Below are 23,429 nucleotides of genomic sequence, written 5' to 3'. Positions count from 1 at the left end.
AGGGTTCAGTTTTTGAAATAAATTTTCGGATTAGTAATCACAATCTATTGGATTTGTTTTAGTAGCCAGTGAAAAGGCCCTTACTTCCTTATCTAAAGGAGACACTAGGCGGTCCGCCACAGCAGAGGGAAGGGTTCAGTTTTTGGAGTAAATTTTCGGATTAGTAAATCACAACTTATTAGATTTTTTTGAGCAAGTAGAAAGGAGTCATTTTTTGAAATAAATTTTTAAATGGGTATACAAGAACGCCGAAAACCTTGCGGGATCTAAGGATCATCAGCCTTCTAAAAATCTTCCCGCATTAAAGTCGCTTACTAGTTAGGAAATATGTTAAAATAAAGGGTGAATGTGAGGTTATATTATGCGAGATTTGCCTATCGGTTTTATCGATTCTGGATTTGGAGGATTAACCGTCGTTAAACAGAGTCTAAAACAACTCCCCAATGAATCGATCATCTACCTTGGAGATAATGCGCGCTGTCCATACGGCGTTCGCTCTCTATCCCAGGTTAAAGAATTCATCTATCAATTGACCGACTTTCTCTTAACTAAAGGAATAAAAATGTTGGTTATCGCCTGCAATACAGGAACAGCGGCTGCCTTAGCAGACTTGAAGCACGATCTTTCCATTCCAGTGGTTGGTGTGATTGATGCTGGGAGTCGAGCGGCCATTCGGGTGACACAGAATAATCATATTGGCGTGATTGCAACACCTGCAACCATTGAAAGCCAGGCCTATCCGAATAAAATTCACGAAAAGTCTAATCAAGTACAAGTCGATAGCTTAGCTTGTCCTACCTTTGTGGATGTGGTTGAGAAGGGGAGTCTAAAGGGGCAAGCCTTGGAAGATCATATCCAAGAAACCCTGCAGCCTCTTTTAGAATTGGGGATTGATTGTTTGGTATTAGGCTGTACCCATTATCCGCATCTCTATGATAGTATTCAAAAAGTGGCAGGTCCCCAGGGGGCTTTGATCGACTCTGGGGGGGGGACCATTAACCAGGTATCCACACTTTTAGATTATTTCAAGTTGAGTCGAACAGTGGCCGATAATGAACGTTTAGCCGCCCAACAAGCTTATTACACAACCGGAGATCCTCAAGTTTTTGGCCAAGTGGCGCGAACTTGGTTGAAGGATCAAACCATACAGATTCAATCCTGTACCATTCAAGGAGGTCAGATCTATGAAGTTGTTGATCGCTAGTCATAACCCAGGAAAAGTCCAAGAATTTAAAGAACTTTTTGCTCCCTTTGACCTACAAGTTACTTCCCTTTTGGATTATCCGGATATTCCGGAAGTGGAGGAGACGGGGACGACTTTTGAAGCTAATGCCCGATTAAAAGCGGAGACCATCGCAGAAAAGCTCCATTGCTTGGCGCTATCGGACGATTCAGGTTTATGTGTACCTGCCTTAAAGGGAGCTCCAGGAGTCTATTCAGCACGCTATGCAGGTTTAGCTGTTAAGAGTGATCAAGCCAATCGTGACAAACTCTTAAAAGAAATGGCACCATACGAAGGTAATGATCGCCAGGCTTATTTTATGACCTGTATTGTTGTTGCCTATCCTAACCATCCTTCCTTAGTGGTTCATGGACGGGCGGATGGAATGATTACCTATGAAGAGTTGGGCGATCATGGTTTTGGCTATGATTCTCTTTTTTATTATCCAGAAAGTGAAAAAACCTTTGCCCAGATGTCTGCTCAAGAAAAAAACCAAGTTTCTCATCGTTCGAGAGCGGTAAGTGCTTTGTTTAAGGAGTTTTCGGCTTGGTTAGAAGGAGTCAGAATATGAAGGTATTGATTCTATCTGACAATCATGGCCATTATGGATTGGTTCATTCAATAATAGACCGATTTAGACCGGAAGTGGACTATATTTGTCACTGTGGTGACTCAGAGTTTCCAGCCGAGGATCCTATCTGGCAAGAGGTGGACGCTTATGTTGCGGGGAATATGGACTTTGATCCAGCTTATCCTAGTCAGTCATTACTAGATACTGATCAAGGACGAATCTTAGTCGTCCATGGCCATCGCCACCAAGTGAATCATCATAAATATCATCTCATTGAAGAGGCTCAGACCTTAGGGGCACGGATGGTTTTCCATGGGCATACCCATAAGCTTTATGCTCGAATAGAAGAAGGTATTCTATTGGTGAATCCGGGTTCCTTGGCTCAATCCAGAGGCCCAGTTGCTGAGCGGACTTTTGCACTGGCGGAGATTGATTCTAAGCAAGCGATGATTCATTTCTATCGTTACGATGGTCAGGAGTTGCCCCAACTAACTTGTTTGTTAGATTTTAGTGAAGGAGTAAGTGATGATTGATAAAAAAATTCAAAGCCTTATTATGGATCAAGTGGAAGACTTAATGATCCCTGCTGAAAATGTGGCTTATGTGTTTGATTTTAATAGCTTATATCATGCGCTTTTAGTCTTGACTCAAGTGGCTTATACAATGATTCCAGTCGTTAATAAAGAAGGAAAGATATGTGGTTTGGTGTCAACGAACCAAATTATTCAAGCTTCGATCACGACGGATCAGATCGATTTTAAGATGATTGAGCAGCTAACCCTCAATCAAATCGAACTTCGCCAAGCAGAGTATGTGACCTTGCAGGATGATTTAGAGACCATTCTTCATAAGTTGATGACTAATAACTTTTTGTGTGTGGTGGATTCAAAGGATCAGCAGGGATTTATTGGGATTATTACCCGTAATGCTCTCCTAAAACGAATTAACGCCTTTCTTCATAGCAATCTGGTTAACGATTGGCTTAAGAATCAAGAGCATCTTCCTTCATTGGATGAACCGCTAAAGACGATCCAAAAAGATTAAGATTCGGGAAGCCTTTGCATTTGAGTAATCTTGTAGAAAGTGGTATATTTAACTTAGTAAATTGATAGTGAGGAGTGTGAAAAGTGACAATCGGTCAAATCGCTCTTGTGATTGTAGCTATCGCATTTGCTGTTTTGGTGGTTTTTCTGTGTATGAGCTTGAGCAAGCTTTCTGGCTTATTAGACCAAGCTAAGGATACAGTGACCCGGGTGAATGCGACCTTGGATATTGTAACCAAGGACGTGGACAATTTGTCGATTGAGGTAGAGGGTTTATTGAATAAGACCAACCACTTGGTGGATGATCTAAATGGTAAGCTCGGGAAGACAGATCCGCTTTTTCAAGCCATTGGGGATGTTGGAACATCTGTCTCTGAATTGAATGACTCTACCAAGAAGATGACATCGAACTTGGTATCAGGGGTAGGGGGCGGATTAAATCGTAAGAAGAAGCCATCTACGCTAGGACGTTTTGCTAGGGCAGCGCATTCCTTGGGCAAAAAAGGACGTGGCGCTTCTCCTAATAAAGAGACTGAGCCGTCAAGTTCCCCTTTAAAAGAAGGGGATTCAACGGATCATTCAGTGGAACATCGGTCAAGTTTGGCAGAATTTACGGATCAACTTCCCTCGACCACAGCGGGAGAAATTAATTTAACAAAGGAGAATGATTAATATGAGTAAGAATAATGGAAGCTTTTTATTAGGGGCAATCTTTGGTGCAGCGTTGGGTGGCGTAGCAGCTTTACTCTGCGCACCTAAGTCAGGTCGTGAATTGCGTGAAGACCTAAGTGATGAAATGGACTACTGGTTAGATCGGGCGAATGACTATACAGATTATGCCGTAGAACGTGGCGTTGAAATGTATGATGCGGCCTCAGAACAAGCTGAAGATATTAAGGTTAACTTAAAGGATTCTGCGGAAAAATTTAAAGAGAAGGCTGTTGACTTTAAAGATGAAGCGGCTAAGAATTTCAACCAAGCGAAGAATGAAGCGGATTCAGATTTTGACAATTTTAAAGACGATGCCAAAAAAGCAGCTAAAGATTTAAAAGATGATCTTGAGAATGAAGGGGATAAGTTAGCAGACCGAGCTTCTGCAACGAAAGACCGTGTGAAAGCAGAAGCAAAAGACCTAAAAGCGGACGCAAAAGATGTTAAGGACGACTTAACAAAATAATTAATTAAATGTAAAAGTAATTGACCTAAATTTTGACCCTTATGTGATGCTAATGGAGTGTGAAGAATATCACACTCCTGCTTAGATTTAGATCACATAAGGGGCTTTTTTGCTGGTTTATTATGAAAAATGATTGAAAAAGTTAAGTTATTCATCAGAAAACGCTTGCACTTTTAGATAAAACATGGTAAATTTATTGGTAGGAATAAGGAAAGAAGGGGAGTCATGGAAAAGCAAACCATCACAATTTATGATGTTGCCCGTGAAGCAGGGGTATCAATGGCAACAGTATCGCGGGTCGTAAACGGCAACCCCAATGTTAAGCCTAGCACTCGCAAGAAAGTATCAGAAGTAATTGAACGTTTGGATTATCGCCCTAATGCAGTGGCAAGAGGCTTAGCTTCTAAAAAAACAACGACTGTTGGAGTGATTATTCCTAATATTACCAATGTTTTCTTTTCAGCTTTAGCTAGAGGGATTGATGACATTGCTGCTATGTATAAATATGACATCATCTTAGCCAATGCTGACGAGAGTGTGGATAAAGAGATGAATGTCTTCAATAATTTATTGGCTAAGCAGGTGGACGGCATTATCTTTATGGGCTTCACCGTTGAAAATGAAATGAGACAGTTGATTCGTTCAACACGCACACCGGTAGTGGTTGCGGGAACGGTATGTGAAGATCCGAATCTTTATACGGTTTCAATTGATATTCGAAAAGCGGTCGAAGAGATGACCGAGAGCTTAATCAATACCGGTGGCGATCGTCCAGCTATTGTGACAGATGCTCAGCGTTATTATGTCAATAAAGTTCATCGGATTCCGGGATATAAGTCTGCTTTATCTAAGCATGGTATTGAAGTGGATGATGATTTAATCATTCAAAGTAATTTTAATGATCATGAGGGAGATATTATTGTGGATCAACTACGTGCTGCTAAGGCGAATGGTGTAGTGGTCACCCGCGATGATATTGCCATTGCGATCTTAAATGCCTTGACCGATCAAGGTGTTAAAGTACCTGAAGAATTCCAAGTAATTACCATGGATAATACGGTATTAACACGGTATGCCCGCCCTCAGTTATCAAGTATTCAGTACCCACTTTATGATGTGGGGGCAGTGGCTATGCGTCTATTAACTAAGATCATGAATGATGAAGAGATCGATAGCCGTCAGATCGTTCTTCCTCATAAGTTCATTCACCGTGAATCGACTAGGAATTAGGTGACTTATGGCAAAACAGGAAAGTAAAACAATTAGACGCTTGAAATATTGCTTTTCATTAGGCTTATTATTGATTCAGGCTTATTCACTGATTCAAAACATCCGTGAAACAGAGTTTTCTTCAGTAGACCACCGATTATAAGCAAAATAAATAATTCTTGACATAAAGCTACCCGTTTGGGTAGCTTTTTATTTTGATTTATACAAGCTTCCAGGAATTAGTCTGATTTGGCTAATAGTTGATGGATCAGGCAATATGGTTTTCTATTTTTGCTTACCTTCAAATAAAAAACGATCGCCACTAAGGGCAATCGTTTATTGAAAGGTTAATCATTAATTTTACGATGAATTTTTGTCGGTTTTACCCTACGGTGAAAATCACGGCTCTTGCTTGAGTTTTTAGTGTGTTTCTTTTTGGTTTTCTCTACATATAACGGCTCATCGTCGTTTTCTTTATCTTCCTCATCCATTGGAATATCAAAGTTCGGATTATTAAGGTCGATCTTGCGGACGAATTCGACGAAATGACGGCTAGCATCCGTTAAATGTGAATTTTTGCGGTGGACCAAGTAGAAATCACGATTAGATAACTTATGGTCAATTGGAAAGGTTAAAATTTCCTTATTTTTGACCTCGTTGATGACGGCTAACTCTGAAATAATGGAAATGCCGGTTCCTAACTTGATGAATTGCTTAATGGCTTCATTGTTGTTTACTTCTAGCACCTTATCAAGTTTAAGGGGGTCGATCTTCATTTCACGAAGTAACATGGCGGATTCTTTGAGCGTTCCAGATCCATCTTCCCGTGAGATAAAGGGATGTCTTAGTAATTCTTGGATGGATGGATTGCTAGCTTGTAAGGCTAAAAAATGGTCATTATAGGCTGTTGCGATAACAAGCTTATCCTGAAAAATCCGTTCAAACTTCAAATTATTATTCATGGATTGAGAGCCCACAATCCCAAGATTCAATGAGCCAAGCGCAATGTCATTGATGACTTTGATGGTATCGCTTTGAAAGAGGGTGATCTCATTATCAGGATACTTGCGGGAAAAGGCCGAGATTAGTTGTGGAAGAATATAGGACGCAGCAATCGAGGAGGCACCAATCGTGAATTTATGGTTATTCTTCTGGGAAAAGGTATTTTCAATATTATTGGCCATCTGCATAATGGATTTGGCATATTCATAGAACTTTTCCCCATGAGGAGTCAGTTCATGACTCTTGGTTGTACGCCCGATGAGTTCAATCCCTAATTCATTTTCTAATTGCTTAATATGTAGGGAGACGGTCGGTTGGGAGAGGTAAAGCTGGTTAGCGGCTTCTGAGAAGCTGCCCCACTCAACAATCGTTATAAAGGTTTTTATTTGTTTTAATTCCATGGTGAATCATTTCTTTCTATGCGTATTTTTAGAATCCCTCATCATGAAAATATAGGTCTCCTTGCTTATTTTAACAGTCTTTTTATGAAAGTGTAGACTTAAAATCTATTTATTTAATATTTCTATAAATGAGCAGATTTCCCCGTTCATCTTAGCAAAATTCGGCTTGAATGTCCTTGAGGCACTGAACAGCTTGGTCAAGGTCTTCGCGGCTTGTATAGTGAGATAGGGAAAAGCGAACGACGCCCTGATCTTTGGTCTTTAAGACTTGGTGCATCAAGGGAGCACAATGTCCTCCAGCCCGGGTCATAATTTCGGCTCGATCGATCAATTCTTCACTGACTAAGGCGGAATCCAAGTCCGCTATATTAAGCGATAAGATCGGGCAGCGGGCAATCTGGGAATCAAAATGCCCATAGATACGTATACCAGGAATAGTCTGGACTGCTTGGTGAAAATAGTCTAAGAGTGCCCGTTCTTCCTTTTGGATGCGGTCGACACCGTAGTCTAACAGATAGTCCACCCCAGCTTTGAGTCCGGCTAGGCCGTGACTATTCAGGGTGCCCGCTTCTAAATGAGTGGGGTATTCATCCGGTTGATGGTGGTTGAAAGTATCGACACCCGTACCACCTGATTTAAGGGGACGAATGGCTACTTGACTCTGACGATAAATGCCCCCCGTTCCTTGAGGACCTAGCAGGCTCTTATGTCCTGTAAAGCAGAGCACATCAATCCCAAGATCTTGTACATCGATTGGAATGGCACCCATCGTTTGTGATGCATCTACGATACAAAGGCAACCAGCCTGATGGAGGACTTGGGCAATGGATTTAATCGGGTTGATATCACCTGTGACATTGGAGGCATGGGTTAAGACCATCGCCCTTGTATTGGGACGAATGGCAGCTTGAACAGCGGAAGCTTCAATATGTCCTTGAGTTCCCCTATCTAAGAAGGTCACTTCCAGTCCTTGATCCATGAGATCATAGAGCGGACGCAAGACCGAATTGTGTTCCATCACAGTGGTAATGACATGGTCTCCTGCTTGAAAGAGCCCGCGAATCACAGTATTCAAGCTGTCAGTCGCATTATGAGTAAAGGAAATCCCGTGTGGGTCGGGATTGTTGATGAGTTGGCTAAGTTGAAGCCTTGTCTGGAAGATAGTGCGAGTTGCTGCAAGTGCCGATTCACTCGAACCACGTCCAGCGTTTCCAGCGTGATTTAGGGCGTCAACGACAGCATCGATGACGGCTTGGGGCTTCTTCAAGGAAGTAGCCGCATTATCTAGATAGATCATATTTTTTAGCTCCTTTATTAAGCGTTCTTATCTTCTATTATACTGTTATTTTAAAAAAAGTTATGCTTTTATGCAGGTACATTTATCAGGTTTTTTAATAAATAACTTTTTGAGAGTAATATCAGTTGAGCAGGCGATTGTTCCATGATAAAATGAGGCGACAATTTTAGAAAGGAGCTACTGTATGAAAAAAATAGTGGCAATGTTGTTGACCCTAATTGCGGTTGTAGGTATGGTGATTCCTCAAGTTGGTGTGAAGGCTCAAGAAGAAGGAGCTAAGTATCCGGTTGTGGAGGATAAGCAAGTATACGTGACGGCAGACTGGGTAAAAGAACGCTTGGATGAAAATCCTGAAAAAGTGGCTTTAGCAGAAGTAACTTGGGGAGAAGCTGATGCTTCACCCGATTACTTAAAAGAACATATTCCAGGAGCGATACATATTAATACAGATAAGTTTGAAGAGGGACCCGTTTGGAATCTTCGTTCACCAGAAGAATTAGCAAAAGCCTTGGCAGACTATGGAGTGACTCATGATACCCAATTGATCCTTTACGGACCAGATACTGGCGTAGACCGTGTCGCTTATGCTTGTCTTTATACAGGGGTTGCTGATGTGAAGATCTTAGACGGTGGTCTTAAACAATGGAAAGATGCTGGCTATGACTTGGAAGCTGAAGAAGTGAAGCCAACTCCAGTAGATGATTTTGGGGTAGAAGCACCGGTTCACCCAGAGTACTTATTGAGTTTAGACCAAACAGTTGACGAATTAGCAAACAACGATAACTTCCGCCTTGTTTCCCTTCGTTCTGAAAGAGAATGGTTGGGTCTAGAATCTGGTTATTCCTACATTCCAAAAGCCGGTGAACCGAAAGGTGCTGTTTGGGGACGCCCTGGCCTAAGAGGAAGTGGCGAAGCCAATATCTCCGATATGAAAGACTACAAGAATGAAGATGGCACTAATAAAGACTTCGATGAGATCCTAGCTATGTGGGAAGCAGAAGGATTTGGTGCGGATAACGATCTTTCCTTCTACTGTGGAACGGGTTGGAGATCTTGCTTACCTTGGTTAATGATGTATGAACGAGGCCTAGATGCAACCATGTATGATGGTGGTTGGAACGAATGGCAAATGCATGATGACTTAGATGTTCAAATGGGCGATCCAAAGTCAGACGATGTGCAATATGTCAAAGTAAAAGACCTCAAAGATGGTATGGAAAGTAAGTAATAATCATAAAAGGAGCGAATAACCTTGAAAAAATTTATTAAAACATTATTAGTCGGATTATTTGCCTGGACCTTGTTTGTACCAGCATGGGCTCAAGTTCATGCGGAAAGCTCGATCGATGATCTATCTTATGAAGAATTGTTAAAAGAAGCCGACGGTCAAACCGTCAACTTCTATGGTTGGGGTGGCGATGATAGCTTGAACCAATGGTTGGACGAAGTCTATGGACCAACCCTTAAGGAAAAATATAATATCACACTCAACCGAGTGCCAATGGATATTGATCAGATCTTAACTCAATTATCCAATGAAAAACAAGCCAACGCCAGTGAAAGTGATATTGACATGATCTGGATTAATGGTGAAAACTTTAAGACAGCACGTGAGAATGATTTTCTATATGGACCATTCACCGATAAGATGCCTAATTACAAAGACTTTGTTAAAGCGGATGATCCTGAAAATACCCACGACTTTGGTTATCCGATCGAAGGCTTTGAAGCACCTTATTCCAAGGCTCAATTAGTCCTCATTAAGGATAGCGCTGTGACCGAAGCGACCCCTAAATCAGCCCAAGAATTATTAGAATACTGTAAAGCCAACCCAGGAACCTTTACTTATCCTGCTTTACCAGACTTTACGGGATCAGCTTTTGTTCGTAATATTATCTATGAATTCGTTGATTACCAAGAATTCCAAGATATGGAAGCCGATAAGGAAGTCGTTAAGGCTGCTATTCAACCAGCTCTTGATTATTTGAATGAATTGAAGCCTTACTTATGGTCTGAAGGTAAGACTTATCCAGCTGACGCACCTGCTTTAAATAATCTCTTCATGGACGGAGAAGTAGCCTTCTATCAAACCTACGGTGCTTACGAAATTGCTAACCAAATCGAAAAAGGAGCCTATCCTGAAACGGCAGTATCTTTCGTCTTTGATAAAGGAACTATCGGAAATACTAGTTTTATCGCTATTGGTAAGAATGCTAGTCATAAAGCGGCAGCCATTGTAGCGATTAATGAAATGTTATCGCCTGAAATGCAATTGTCTAAATACAAAGAGATTGGTGAAATACCAGTTCTTGAGAATGATCAATTGACAGAAGAACAAAAAGCGGCTTTTGACGAAGTGGACCCAGGTAAAGGAACACTTGGTCAAGACGAGCTATTAGACCATCGTCTTCCTGAAATGCCTGCACAATTAGTACCAATTATTGAAGAGATCTGGTTAGAAGAAGTAGCAGGTAAGTAAATGAACAGATCTCTATTTAAAAGAGGCCAGGCTTGGCTCTTGTTTATGCCGCAGCTTTTGGTGACCACTCTTTTAATGATCGGTGTAATTGTAGGAATGGTGCAATCTTTTGGCATCATTCCTTCTTTAGGTTTAACAGACTTTACGACGGACTATTATCGTGAGGCCTTGGCTAACCCACGTTTGATTGAAGCCATGGTTTTTTCGTTACGAATTGCTCTGGGGTCGTCCTTCTTATCGCTCTTAATCGGCCTGGGAATCATTTATATTTGGATTTCGGCAGTGGGTAAGACACAGTGGACGGAAAGTCTATTACGGATTCCGATCATTATTCCGCACATTATTGTTGCCTTGTTTGCCATGCAATTCTTAGGGCGAACTGGGATCTTGGCTCGTTTGTTTTATGCTTTGGGCTATGATCAGGCACAGTCGCTTTTTAATCAGGTTCTTTATTCGGATAATGCATGGGGGATTATTATTGCCTTTCTCTGGAAGGAAGTGCCTTTTGTCGTCTTCTATGTCTATCCGATGGTCGCTGCCGTGGGCTCTAGCCTCGGACAAGCGGCACGGACTTTAGGGGCGAATCACCGTCAAACTTTTTTGCGAATTATTCTACCCCTATCCAAGCAAACGATTTTTGCCGCTTTTTTTATCATCTTTATGTATAGCTTAGGCTCTTATGAACTACCAGCACTTTTAGGACCGACAACGCCTAAAGCCTTGCCTGTTATGGCTTATGAGGCTTACGGTCATCCTGATCTTCACCACCGCCCCTACGCCATGGCTTATAATGGGATCCTGCTGACGATGGGCTTGGTTCTATCTGGCCTATTCTATGGCTTGATCTCCTGGCCTCAACTTAAAAAGGCTTGGCAGGTCAAAAGGAGGGTTAAACATGAAGCGTAAGATTTTGAATTTGGCCTTATTGGTCATGATCGTCAGTCCAATTTTGGTCTTGTTGCTTTGGTGCGTAACGGCGCGTTGGCCTTGGCCAGCCATATGGCCGCAGCATTTCTCCTTAAGAGGTTGGGAGGATATGACTCGCCAGTCAGACCGACTGTTCAAGAGCATTTTCACTTCGATGAGTCTTTCTTTAATAGTGGCTCTATTGTCAACGACCATCGCACTATTATCAGCTAGAGCCCTGGTCTTAGCGGATCCCTTCTTGCGGCGATTGATTCGAGTTAGCTTGGCCTTGCCCTTTATTGTCCCAGTTATGATATTTGCGACTGGTATTCATCAAAAGATGATTGAGTGGGGCTTAGCCAATAAACTATCCGGTATTATTCTAGTTCATCTAGTCTATTCCTTGCCCTATTGTGCCTACTTAATCTTTGATGCCTATCAAGCAGTTGGGATTCGCCACGAAGAGCAGGCTTGGTTACTAGGAGCTAAGCCTTATCAAGCCTTTATCAAGGTGACCCTGCCATTATTAAGTCCGGTGTTATTTACCGCCTTATCCATGGCTTATATTGTTTCTTTTAGTCAATATTTCTTAACGCTGATGATCGGTGGGGGGCAGGTCCAGACTTTAACGATTTGGATTTTTCCCTATTTGCAGAGTAACGACCGGACCCTGGCAAGTAATTATGCCTTACTCTTCTTGGGGATTACTCTGATCGTGTTAGCGGTCTTTAATGGGATCAATTACCTGCTAAAAAGACGTTATCAAGCCATAGACTTCTATTAGATAAGGAGCTTTTACTATGTCACTTACTATTCAAGCATTAACGACGGTTTTGAATCATCGAACCATCTTACAAGGGATCGACTTTGAACTCAAAAAAGGTGAATATTTGGCACTCTTAGGACCTTCTGGTTCTGGGAAGACGACCTTGCTCAAGTCTTTGGCGGGGCTTATTCCCATCCAGGAAGGACGGCTCCTATTAGAAGGACAAGCGATCGATCAGTTAGCTCCTAACCAACGTCCCATTGCGGTCGTCTTTCAAGATTTGCGGTTATTTCCTCATCTGGATGTCTATGATAATCTGGCTTTTCCGATGCGCTTAAAAGGGCTAAAGGCGGCTGAAATCAACCAAGCGGTTCAAAGTCTATTAGCCGATGTTCAATTAATTGGCTATGAGCATTATGCTATCCGTCAACTTTCCGGAGGGCAACAGCAGCGGATCGCTCTAGCACGGAGTTTAGCCTATGATCCGCAAGTCCTTTTATTGGACGAACCTTTTTCTGGATTGGATGAACCCTTAAGACGGGAAATGGGGGCCTTGGTCTATCGGTTGGTTAAGGCTAAGGGAATCTCGACTATTTTGGTGACGCATGATAAGCGGGAAGCGGTCGAGTATGCCGATCGGGTGGCATTTCTCTATCAAGGTCAGATCCAGCAACTGGCCTCACCGACTGATTTATTGACTCAACCAGCCAGTCGTTATCTCGCTAAGTTTTTAGGCAAGCTCAATGAACTTTCGGTTGAGGTAGACATAGAGGGTCGAGTCCTCTATCAAGGTCAAGCCCTAGCTATTCAGACGGACTTGAGTCCGGGTCCTGCCTATCTTTGTTTTCGGCCAAGTCAGGCCAGTCTCCAATTAGCCGCAGATTCAGCCAAGGATTCGTCACCGTCACAGTGGCAAGTCCCGGTTACTTTAGACCGGGTCGTTCGTTATCCAGAATATCAAGAATTACAAGTCCAACTGCCAGAACTTAAGCAAAGCCTTTGGGTCCATGATTCGACCCTACAAGATTCCTCGCTTCAGCCTGGACAAGCCCTAATCCTTTCAGTTCCTCTTTCGGATTGCTTAGTTTTGAGGGATTAAGGATTTCTAATTTGGACTAGGACTATGCCAGAATGAAATTGTGAATCCGATCTGTCAAGGTTATCTTATAGAAGATGACCTTGATTTTTTTATGGATTAATCTTCCAAAGGATGATGCCAAAAAGGGGGTTATCTGCGAATCAATTCAACAGGGATCAGATCAATCGAACTAAGTATCATCTTTTGAAGCTTAGAAGAAGATCTTTCTTGTAATCGATTCGGTAATGTTATTGATCCGTTAGACCATTGTTTGCCTGTGAGGGAGACTAATTATTACAAGTCAGGCTAGTTGGAGACGAATTAATAACAAGGTAAATAAAGAGAGTAAACAAGTTTGCACATATAACTTGTTAGGACTCATAGAGATTATAGGAGGAACAAAATGGTAGGAAAAAACAATGACCAAATGCTTCGTCAAAAAGAAGCAAATCGCATTGAACGCTACGGTATTCGTCGCCTAAGTGTTGGGGTAGCCTCTGTGGCTGTCGCAGGATGGTTGATGATGGCCAATACCCATTTAGCTCAAGCTGCTGAACTGGATCAAAGCGAGAATGCCCCTCAAGCAGAAACACTAGAAACAGATGCCCAAAGTGATCCAGAGTTAGCTTCTGATAATGAAGACAATCAAGCTGAAAGCGAGTCGCAAGACACTGACCAGGCTAGACCCGAGGACACAGAGCAAGCCACTGATCATGAATTAAAAGGTCAGGATCTAGGCAAAGAGACTGCAGAAAGAGAAGACTCGACCAAGCAATCAAGTCCAGAACTTGCCCCTAAAGCCTATTTGGGGGAATCGGCCTTACGATCGGCTAACATTCAAGAAATTCAAGGGGATGCCATTTATTCCCCAGGTCAATATGGAGATACCCAGTCTTATTCTGGAACCGTCTATCTATACCGTCATAATAAGTTGAGTACGGTTGGCACCGAAACCCTGAGTGGGGTGAATGTCTACTTACAATGGGTAGACTATGATGGTTATGTATCGCGCGTCTATAAGACGGTCTCAAGACCAGATGGAACTTATACCTTTAACTTCCAAAATCCCGAAGTGGATAAATTTGGCAATGTCCATCACTTCCAATTAGCGGCAAATCCTAATTTCTCGATTCGGACATGGGCGGACAATCCAAACCCAGAAAAATATGAAGTGATTAAGCCCGGAGATAATAAATATGGTTTTCATACTCGTCTCAATCGAGTGAATGAAAATTGGGACTTTACTGCCGGGGTTAACCGAATTATTAGTGGACAAGTGGCCTTCCAAGAAAAATCCCGCATGAATGATTGGCTTCATAAACCAGAAGATCAATGGACCAAAGCGCCTAATTCAGAGGGCGTTTGGACAAATCAAGGCGATTATGGTCGTGTTTCCGGTTATGTCTGGTATGAGAATGGCGATCCGAGAGGATCCATAGCTGATGGATGGAAGCAAGATTCGTGGGATGTGAATGCGACTGGAACGAAGGTCGTGGCATCTTATGTGAATGATGAAGTGGCCCGACGTTTTGATGCGTGGAAAGAAGCCAACCCAGAGTATGGACTTAATGAATTAAAAGCCGGTCAAGAGAAGATTATTCGTGAATATGAAGCAGAACATGGCAAAGGGTCACACATTGCCGAATCGGTTGTTGGCACGGTGGAACAAAACGGCTACTACTATCTTCCTTTTAGAGGTTTATATGGTGTGAGTCATACTCAACAAAATGCTGGCTTAGTGGTCTCTCATACGGTTTCGGATGAAGAATATGGCCAATTGGTAAAGGATGAAGATCTTAGCCATGCAAATCTAATGGCCTGGAATGGAACCATTGGGCAAAAACATCGCCATATTAATCGAGACTACATGTATGTATCCCCAATGATTGATAACTACGCTATCTGGGGAAACACCTCGCAAAATAATGTCTTCGAAGCTTTGACTAATAATGCGACCCTTCCAGCGGGCGTCAACAATGTTGCAAGTTACAATATTAATAATGTCAACTTTGCGGCTCTAGCGGCTCAGCCCATGCATGATATTAAAGTCTTTGATTCACATGAAAATTTTGCAAAACCAAGCGATACGGCTGAAAATGATACCGCCGGTCTCTTACCGAATCAACAGTATAAGCTCAGATGGTTCAAAGATGGTCAGCCTATCGGTGAAGTAAGTACCTTAAATAGTGATCATGTGGGTCGCATTGGCTCAGTTCCCATCACAATACCAAGTGATTTGTCAGCACCAGCTATTTATACTTCAGCGGTATTCTATGGTAACTCTGAAGCGGATGATCTAACGACGGCTCTGGCAGCAGATTCCTTAATCGCTGCACCAGGAATGACCTATCAACCGATTGAGGTCCAAGCTGGTCAGGAAGCCAAGACAGAAGCCCCTCGCTTTACAGATAAAGAGGGTAAAGAATATCAACCCGACTTTAAAGGGACAAAGGCACCCAAATTTGAATATGTTAAGCGGGTCGTGACAACCGATGCGAATGACCAAAAACAGGTAGAATACCAACCCTTGACAACGGTTGAAGTAGATGGTCAAGCAATTAAGGTATCGGTGGATCCTACAACGGGTGTCGTCACCGTTCCAGCTGAGGAAACCGCCAAGTTAAGTCCTGGAACTCAGATAAAAGTACCCGTATCTGTTGTCTTTGAGAATGGCTTACGCATGAAGGCAGATGCGGTAATCACAATCGAAGATGGTCGCAAAGATCAGGAAAAATATCAAGCCTATTACCCAGCGGAAACGGCCGAATTTGGCAAGGAATTCACGGGTAAACAACCAAGCTTCAAACAAGTGGATCTTGAAGGAGAGGAATCTGATCTTGAATTCAACAAGGTGCCTCTTTCTAAGGATCCGGCTAAGCCAGCCTTTGCTATTGATAAGCCAACACGTGGAGCAAGCATTGATCCAAATACGGGAGCCATTAGTCTTCCAGCAGAAGAATTATCAAAGACACCAGGAGAGACGATCACCGTTCCAGTCACCGTTACTTATGCAGATGGTAGCAGTGAACAAGTGAATGCCGAGATTAAGGTAACGTCGCCCGATGTTATTGATCGAACGGATCATCCTGATGCTCCTGTGCCAGCAGGCTATCATAAGGTAGACTTTGCAGCGGGTGAAGGCATTGACGAACTTGTTGACAATAAGGTCTATCATGTTAAGCAGGGTTCATCACTCAATGCAGATCAGTATCCAACACCGATTGTTAAGGAAGGCTTTACAGAGCCTAAGTGGAGTGTGGAAGCTGGGACTCCGATCGAAAATGACCAGACAGTGATAGCAACGGCTCGCAAGCTCGATCCGGATGAAGTCCATATGACGCTGACCCCACGTTCTCAAAATGCCCTAGAACATGAGGAGATCACCCCAGTCACTCCAGAGCTAACGAATCTACCGACAGGAGGAAGACTTGAGGTAACAATTGACGGACAAGCAACTTATCCAGGTTTGACTGTCAATCCAGAAACAGGAATAGTGACCGGCACGCCAGAAATTACCAATTGGACTCCAGAAGAAGAAACGCGTCTGATTACCGTCGAAGTGCTTCTAACCGATAAAGACGGCCAAGCAGTAGTCGATCCAGAGGGGAATCCTGTTAAGATGACCTCAACAATCACTGTATACCGAGATACGGATCAGGACGGTTATCCTGATAAGGATACCGGTATGCCAGAGGACCCAAATAATCCAGGAGCTCCTGGTGCAAATGGGGACAAGGATGACGATAATGATGGTTGGACGGATGATGAAGAGAAAGAACGCGGTACGGATCCTAAGGAGGACCAAGACTTCCCTAAAGTGACGGAGCCAGCGGCTGAGAACCAGCCAGGTAAGGACACCAGTAAGGTCACGGGTAAGACCACTCCGAATACCGATGTCATTGGAACAGGGACTTCTGATGACCAAGGAAATATCGATATTGATGTTCCTAAGCAAGATGCCGGTGATAAGTTGACAATCACTCCAGGTAAAAAGGATGACAATGGCGATATTATTCCTGCAAAGGACAAGGATGGTAAGGACCGTGGTCAAGCTGAGACGATCGTTAAGGAAACACCTCAGGTCACGGACCTGGAAGCAAGCAACAATCCGAATTCCGATAAGACCAAGCTGACCGGTAAGACAAGCCTCCCTCATACCAAGCTCCTTGTCAAAGATAAAGAGGGTCATGAAATTGCTAGTGGTCAGTCGGATGACCAAGGTAACTTCGATATGGAGATCAACAAACAGCCTTCAGGCGAAAAGATCTCAGTCACCCCATCGAAAGACTATCAAGACGGTGATCAACGAATCGGTGATCCGGTGGAAACGACGGTGATTGATTTCTCAATAGAGACTCATAAGACGCAAGTTAAGGTGACGCCTAAATCGCAAAATGCCCTTGAGTACCAAGCAATTACACCAGTAACACCAACCCTTGAGCAAGTTCCGGCAGGTGCTGGGCTTAAAGTGACCATTGATGGTAAGACAGAATACCCAGGACTAGCTATTGACCCTGAAACCGGTCAAGTGACAGGAAGCCCTGAAATCAAAGATTGGAAGGCAAGCGAAGAAACCCGTACATTTAATGTTGAGTTCGCAGTGATCGACCAAGATGGTAAGCCTGTCCTTGATGAAAAAGGCTTGCCAGTGAAGACAGCGTCTACCATTACGATTTATCGAGACACTGATAAGGATGGCCTTCCTGATAAAGATACAGGTATGCCTGTCGATCCAAACAATCCAACGGTTCCAGCGATCGACCAAGGAGACAAGGATGATGATAATGACGGTTGGACAGATGACCAAGAGAAAGAGAAGGGAACCGATCCTAAAGATCCTAACTCTAAACCAGTCGAAGATACTTCAACCGATGCAGATAAGTACGACCCAGAGGGGCAAGATCTTACTACTTCAATCAATGGCCATTTAGATCCAGCGGATGGTATAAAGAACCGGTCCGATCTTCCAAGTGGAACGAGCTATCAATTCAAGGAACCGGTTGATACGACAAGTCCAGGAGTCAAAGAAGCAACCATCGTCGTTACTTATCCGGATGGTTCCCAGGATGAGGTTCAAATCAAGGTGACCGTTAAGGAGAGTACGCCAGAACCAACCGATGCAGATAAGTATGAGCCTCAAGGTCAGACTATTGTTACCGAAGTGGGCGGTCATCCTGATCCTGCAGAGGGAATTAAGAACCTCGATCAATTACCGAAAGGAAGCAAAGTTGAGTTCAAAGAGCCGGTTGACACCTCAACCCCTGGCCATAAGAAAGCTAGCTTAATGGTGACCTATCCGGATGGATCCAAAGATGAAGTGGCAATAACCGTCACGGTCCTTGAAAAAGTCAGTGACTCCCACAATACGACAATAGATAATACAGCAGCTGTGAGCCTACTCCCCCAAACTGGTGAACAGGATGCAACTGTGATCTTCGGTGCAGCGGCGCTATCCATCCTTGCGGGATTAGGATTGATCACTAAGAAACGACAAGAAGACTAATAAAATATACCTACCCTTTTCAGCACACTGATTCCCCCAATCAGTGTGCTTTTTTCTGTAAAAAGTCCGTATGATATTTAAAATCACTAAAAACAATCGTGGAAAGGGTTTCAAAATAAAGCGTTATCTTATTTAATTATAAAGCTTTAATTTGTAATCGTTGTTTGCTACAATATACAATACAAGTATAATTAATAAGATTCTTTATAAACTATGTTGAGGGTGTTTGGGGACACCCTTTAGTAAGCATAATTAATGGAGTATCTTTGATCATTAATAAAGGGGGGCTTAGATGATTGAAACTAGGTAGACTACATTAGGAGCCTAGCTAAAAATCTAATGCAAAAAATTAATGAAGTAGTTTTGTTGTAAAGATTATCTATGAACCAGGTAAACTGAATAAGCTATCTTAGTTTATGGATAACCGAGAATGTAAGAAAACTTAAATATTAGGAGGAGAAAAATGGTAGGTAAAAATAATATCGATGCCTTAAACCGCAAGTCAGCTAATAAGGTAAATCGTTACGGTATTCGTCGTTTATCGGTAGGGGTTGCCTCTGTAGCCGTTGCTGGTCTATTATTCATGTCCGATGCGACATTAGTACAAGCTGCTGGAGGGCCTGAAGGTGAAGTGTCAACAGAAACATCACCAGCTGAAGAGTCGTCCGTTACTGAAACACCAGCTGAAGAAGAACCAAACAAAGCTGAGGCTCCTTTTGCTGAAACTAATGGAGCACCAGACGCTGGAGAAGCATCAGTCAATGATAAGGAAGTTGATCCCTTAAACACGACTGAAGAGCAACCAAAGGAAGAAGTTTTGGCAGATTATAAAGAAGAAGCATCTTTAGACCTGTCTGATGACAAGGTTCCTACTGCCCAAAGAGGACCTCAAGAAGAAGATCAATCAAAGCCAGCAATCGCAACAAGAGATGCAGCTGCGCCTGAAGACACAGCTACAGACGCTGATGCAAAAAATGCAGTACATGGATTTGTTGGTGTTCTAGTTGGTGGGGACATTAATGCTGACTTAAAAGCAGAAACAGGCCAAAAATTCAAACCGATTGAAGGAGTAAAAGTCTACTTCCAATGGTATGAAAGTAAAGGAAATAGAACATCACCAACCTACTTTGCAACTTCAGGAGCTGATGGACAATTCCATATCAAAGTTAAACCATATATTGGCCAAGATGGAAAATTAGTTAAATTTGATGCCGATACAACAGTATCAGCCGGCGGAGAATCCTATAAGATGTGGGTAGATGAATCTACTATTCCAGAAGGCTACCAACTTCAATATTCTACAGGTGAAGGTGTAGAATTTACAGACAGAAGAGTTGCAGGTGGTGGATATAACCTAGGACCGAATACTCTTGTAAACTACAGAGTTCTTCTAATGGAAAAACAAGATGAAAAGAAGATGCACAAGGAAGCAACGCCAACAGGTCCACAAATTGCTAAAACAGGCCAAGGGGCAGTATGGGGAAAAGTATCATGGGATTATGAATCTGCAGGCGGCGTACAATGGGGTATTGTATCAACTCCTACATCTCCAGCTAAAGGAGTAACAGTTACTGCATCCTACCTATCTGACTACGCATTGAAAAAAATATACAGTGCTGACACAGCTAATATGCTAGGTCTATCTAAACCTAGTGATATTCGTGGCTCAGGTTGGACATTTAAACTTGAAACTCAATTACAAGAATGGATTGCTAAACAAGTTGCAGCTGATAAAGACAAGTGGATTGCAGAAACTGTAAGCACAGAAACAAATGCTGAAGGCGATTACCTAATCCAGTTTAAGGGAACTTGGGGTCCAAATAGAAATGACTACTCCGTAGCTGAATACGAAAGAGTAGCAGGTAAGTACTATGCAGGCGATGCCCACAGATGGACAGAAGTAGAAGCAAATCGACTTGGTAAAGTTGCAGAAAATGCTACAGATGGATCATTCTTAACAGGTGCACTTGACTGGAATGAAAAACACGTAAACTCTGACTGGTTATTTATCTCAACCAAGGATACAGATGATGTGGTAAAGAGGACTCCTTGGAACTACAACTGGTACACAGGCTCTAACAACGCTTGGGGTATCCACGGTGGTTGGGCTCAAGTTGCTTTTGGAGTATCTACAGTTCAAGCTGCCAACTCCACAAGAGCTGACTTCAACTTAGCACCAGCAGAAATCAAGTTTAATATCACAAACTTTGATACCCAAGCAAATACAGCAATACCAGGAGATGTAGCAAAAACTAACACTCAAGGTCTTCCTTATAAGAATACTAACGATTCCTTTAAAATCGTATGGTATGACCAAGACGGAAATAAAATAAAGGAAGAACCAACACAAAAACCAACATCAACAGGTGCTCTTGCAGAAGCAACTTATGACACAAAAGATGTTAAGGAAACAAAAACTTTTATAGCAAAACTTCACTATGTTAAACCAGGTGGAGTCCTAGGACCAGTTTTAGCACAAGATGCCTTTACTGTTAAGGTAGGTAGGATTGTAGTGTCTGCCTATGATGATGTAAATATTGCAAACCCTGCAGCTAAAGAAAACGAAGGAGCAACTTATAAGGCTGAAGGACTTCCAGAAGGACTTACTATAGATGAAAAAACAGGTACAGTATCAGGAAAGGCAAAAGTCCCTGGAAAATATAATGTAACAATCACAACCTCTATTCTTGATGAAGATTCTGGAGAAATAATGGAAGGGACATCTAACTACACATCCCTTGTTACAGATTCACCCTTAGAACATGGAGAAGTTGGTGTTGAATACAATAAAACTGTAAAACCAGCAGATATTGAAGGTTATGTATTTAAAAATGTATCTTCCAAATTCATAGATGGCAAAGCTATCGAAGGCCTAGCTATAGAAAACAACCAAATTACAGGTACACCTACAAAAGAAGTTGCAGCTACTCAAGAAGATCCAAATGTAGAAGTAACCTATGATATCTACAAATTAAACTCTAAGGGCGAAGAAGTCCTTATAAAAAAAGGTCACAAGGATTTAGTACCTTTAGAAATTACCAAGGCAGCTTCTCAAGCACCAAAATATGAACCAGCATATACTGATGTGGAAGGAACACCAGGAACTGAAGTAACAACAGAAGCTCCTAAGTTCCTAGACCAAAAGAGTGAAGCTGATCCAAAACCAGAAGCCAAACCACAACCAAAAGGTGTGACATTTGCTTTAGGAGATGGAGCTCCACAAGGTGCAACTATTGATGAAACAACTGGTAAAGTAACTTACACACCAACTGCAAGAGATGCCAACACTACTGTAGATATTCCAGTTAAGGTAACTTATTCTGACGGAACTATTGATGAAACTCTTGCTAAAATCAAGGTTGGACAAGCACAAGCTGATTCTTACCAACCAGAATATACTGAAGCTGGTGGAAAAGCAGGAACAGAAGTAACAGTAACTGCTCCAAACTTCAAAGATGGAGATGGCCAAGAAACAACAAAACCAGAAGGTGTTGAATTTACTCTAGGTAAAGATGCTCCAACAGGTGCAACAGTTGATAAAACAACTGGTGAAGTTAAATACACACCATCAATCGACCAAGCTGGTCATACAGTAAATATCCCGGTAACAGTAACCTATAAAGATGGATCAACAGACGAAGTGAATGCCCCTATTAAGGTTGCAGAAGGAGATAACTTAAACTACGAACCGGAATATAAATCTGTCGTAGCTCAAGTTGGACACGAAATTACAGTTGAGTCTCCAGAATTCCACGATAAGGACGGAAAAGTTGTAACCGAAAAACCAAAAATTGAAAAATATGAACTGGGAGATGACGCAAAAGACGGTGTTACTATTGATGCACAAACCGGTGAAATCAAATACACAGCCGTAGATGCTGACAAGGACACTGTCATTGAAGTACCAGTAGTCGTAACTTATGCAGATGGGTCAAAGGAAAGCGTTAAGGCAAAAATTGATGTTCCATCCGATGCAAACTTCTATGATCCGCAAGCTAAGCCATTAACAACCGAACAAGGTACTGTTCCAGCTGCCGAAGATGGGGTTACGATTGATAATAATCCTCCAGCAGGAACAACCTATACTTGGGAAGCAGTACCAAAGGTAAATACACCTGGCGAAACAACTGGAACAGTTAAGGTAACTTACCCAGACGGAACTGAAGACTTTGTCGAAGTCCCGGTAACTGTAAAAGCAAGTGCTTCTAAGAAAACAACTGTTGACGATACAAACAAAAAACCAGTAGACCCAACAGACCAAAAACAAGGAACGGGCATAGTAGTTACAAATCCTGACGGAACAACAGTCACTGCAAAAGATAAGAATGGAAACAACGTACCGGCAGAAATCAATAAAGTAACTGGCGAAATCGAAGTTACTCCGGGAACAGATGCAACTGATCCAATCACTGTAACCGTAACAGACAGCGACCTTGATGGAGGAAGCAAAGACATTGAAGTTCCAGTAGCAGAAAAAAGTGCACAACCTAAAGTTACAGCACCAACAGCAGGAGATCAAACAATCTCAGGAACAGGAACTCCAGGTGCAAGAGTAAATCTAACGTTAAAAAGAGTTGAAGACATACCAATTGCTAATGATGTAGCAGTTAAAGATGATGGAACTTGGACAGCTGAAGTTCCAGCTGGAATACTCTTAAAAGAAAATGACACAGTTGTAGCTACACAAAAAGAAGATGGCAAATCTGTATCCGATCCAGTAGAAGCAAATGTAGCTGCAGCTCCAACAGATGCTGAAAAGAATCCAGCAGTTGATC

At 42.4% G+C, this 23,429-nt stretch carries 17 protein-coding genes and 1 pseudogene; 16 read left to right on the top strand and 2 right to left on the bottom strand.

Annotation, left to right across the window (positions count from 1 at the left end; translation table 11 throughout):
- Window positions 1-361 precede the first annotated feature (361 nt).
- The 8 genes from racE (at window position 362) to HMPREF2758_RS09065 (ending at window position 5,385) form a co-directional block, all read left to right on the top strand.
- Complete coding sequence (gene racE, locus HMPREF2758_RS07840) at window positions 362-1,204, top strand: glutamate racemase (RefSeq protein WP_070609903.1); 843 nt, start codon at window positions 362-364, stop codon at window positions 1,202-1,204.
- Window positions 1,185-1,793, top strand: a complete 609-nt coding sequence (locus tag HMPREF2758_RS07835) for an XTP/dITP diphosphatase (protein ID WP_070609901.1) — start codon at window positions 1,185-1,187, stop codon at window positions 1,791-1,793. Before racE ends, HMPREF2758_RS07835 begins: the two co-directional genes overlap by 20 nt.
- Window positions 1,790-2,326, top strand: a complete 537-nt coding sequence (locus HMPREF2758_RS07830) for a metallophosphoesterase family protein (RefSeq protein ID WP_070609899.1) — start codon at window positions 1,790-1,792, stop codon at window positions 2,324-2,326. Before HMPREF2758_RS07835 ends, HMPREF2758_RS07830 begins: the two co-directional genes overlap by 4 nt.
- Window positions 2,319-2,837: a cyclic-di-AMP-binding protein CbpB gene (gene cbpB, locus HMPREF2758_RS07825; RefSeq protein WP_070609897.1), complete on the top strand. Its 519-nt coding sequence runs from the start codon at window positions 2,319-2,321 to the stop codon at window positions 2,835-2,837. Before HMPREF2758_RS07830 ends, cbpB begins: the two co-directional genes overlap by 8 nt.
- 83 nt (window positions 2,838-2,920) lie before the next feature.
- Entirely contained in the window at window positions 2,921-3,508 is a 588-nt protein-coding gene (locus tag HMPREF2758_RS07820; protein ID WP_070609895.1) for a DUF948 domain-containing protein, read from the top strand.
- Window position 3,509: 1 nt separating this feature from the next.
- Window positions 3,510-4,013: a YtxH domain-containing protein gene (locus tag HMPREF2758_RS07815; protein ID WP_070609893.1), complete on the top strand. Its 504-nt coding sequence runs from the start codon at window positions 3,510-3,512 to the stop codon at window positions 4,011-4,013.
- Window positions 4,014-4,238: 225 nt separating this feature from the next.
- Window positions 4,239-5,243, top strand: a complete 1,005-nt coding sequence (gene ccpA / locus HMPREF2758_RS07810) for a catabolite control protein A (RefSeq protein WP_070609891.1) — start codon at window positions 4,239-4,241, stop codon at window positions 5,241-5,243.
- A gap of 7 nt (window positions 5,244-5,250) precedes the next feature.
- Complete coding sequence (locus HMPREF2758_RS09065; RefSeq protein ID WP_256388685.1) at window positions 5,251-5,385, top strand: hypothetical protein; 135 nt, start codon at window positions 5,251-5,253, stop codon at window positions 5,383-5,385.
- 184 nt (window positions 5,386-5,569) lie between these two features.
- On the opposite strand, the gene HMPREF2758_RS07805 is transcribed toward HMPREF2758_RS09065, so the two are convergent.
- Together HMPREF2758_RS07805 and HMPREF2758_RS07800 are read right to left on the bottom strand one after the other, a co-directional pair.
- Entirely contained in the window at window positions 5,570-6,625 is a 1,056-nt protein-coding gene (locus HMPREF2758_RS07805; protein WP_070609889.1) for a selenium metabolism-associated LysR family transcriptional regulator, read from the bottom strand.
- 151 nt (window positions 6,626-6,776) lie between these two features.
- Window positions 6,777-7,922, bottom strand: a complete 1,146-nt coding sequence (locus tag HMPREF2758_RS07800) for an aminotransferase class V-fold PLP-dependent enzyme (protein WP_070609885.1) — start codon at window positions 7,920-7,922, stop codon at window positions 6,777-6,779.
- Between the two features lie 184 nt (window positions 7,923-8,106).
- On the opposite strand from HMPREF2758_RS07800, the gene HMPREF2758_RS07795 reads away from it, so the two are divergent.
- The 8 genes and pseudogenes from HMPREF2758_RS07795 to HMPREF2758_RS07765 form a co-directional block, all read left to right on the top strand.
- Window positions 8,107-9,150, top strand: coding sequence for a sulfurtransferase (locus HMPREF2758_RS07795; RefSeq protein ID WP_070609883.1), 1,044 nt, complete (start codon window positions 8,107-8,109; stop codon window positions 9,148-9,150).
- A 24-nt stretch (window positions 9,151-9,174) separates the two neighbouring features.
- Window positions 9,175-10,401 carry an ABC transporter substrate-binding protein gene (locus HMPREF2758_RS07790; protein ID WP_070609882.1) on the top strand — a complete coding sequence of 409 codons (1,227 nt, stop codon included), beginning with the start codon at window positions 9,175-9,177 and terminating at the stop codon, window positions 10,399-10,401.
- The gene (locus HMPREF2758_RS07785) at window positions 10,402-11,307 is read left to right on the top strand and encodes an ABC transporter permease (protein ID WP_070609880.1); all 906 of its coding nucleotides are present in this window, start codon (window positions 10,402-10,404) and stop codon (window positions 11,305-11,307) included.
- Window positions 11,297-12,091 (top strand): ABC transporter permease, encoded by a 795-nt coding sequence (locus tag HMPREF2758_RS07780; protein ID WP_070609878.1) that lies wholly within the window; start codon window positions 11,297-11,299, stop codon window positions 12,089-12,091. Before HMPREF2758_RS07785 ends, HMPREF2758_RS07780 begins: the two co-directional genes overlap by 11 nt.
- A gap of 16 nt (window positions 12,092-12,107) precedes the next feature.
- On the top strand, window positions 12,108-13,172 hold the full coding sequence (locus HMPREF2758_RS07775; protein WP_070609875.1) for an ABC transporter ATP-binding protein: 1,065 nt from the start codon (window positions 12,108-12,110) through the stop codon (window positions 13,170-13,172).
- Window positions 13,173-13,554: 382 nt separating this feature from the next.
- A complete protein-coding gene (locus HMPREF2758_RS07770; protein WP_070609874.1) occupies window positions 13,555-18,654 on the top strand; it encodes a Rib/alpha-like domain-containing protein in 5,100 nt (1,699 codons plus the stop codon).
- Window positions 18,655-19,117: 463 nt separating this feature from the next.
- A pseudogene (locus HMPREF2758_RS09135) lies at window positions 19,118-19,243 on the top strand (YSIRK-type signal peptide-containing protein); the annotation flags it as partial.
- 42 nt (window positions 19,244-19,285) lie between these two features.
- On the top strand, window positions 19,286-23,429 hold a 4,144-nt coding region (locus tag HMPREF2758_RS07765; protein WP_246823300.1), incomplete at its 3' end, for a Rib/alpha-like domain-containing protein.

Origin of the sequence: Facklamia sp. HMSC062C11 (assembly GCF_001810675.1) — a bacterium.
Lineage (GTDB): Bacteria > Bacillota > Bacilli > Lactobacillales > Aerococcaceae > Facklamia > Facklamia hominis.
The sequence above is the reverse complement of the archived record's forward strand: the minus strand, read 5'-3'. Positions and strand labels throughout refer to the sequence as shown.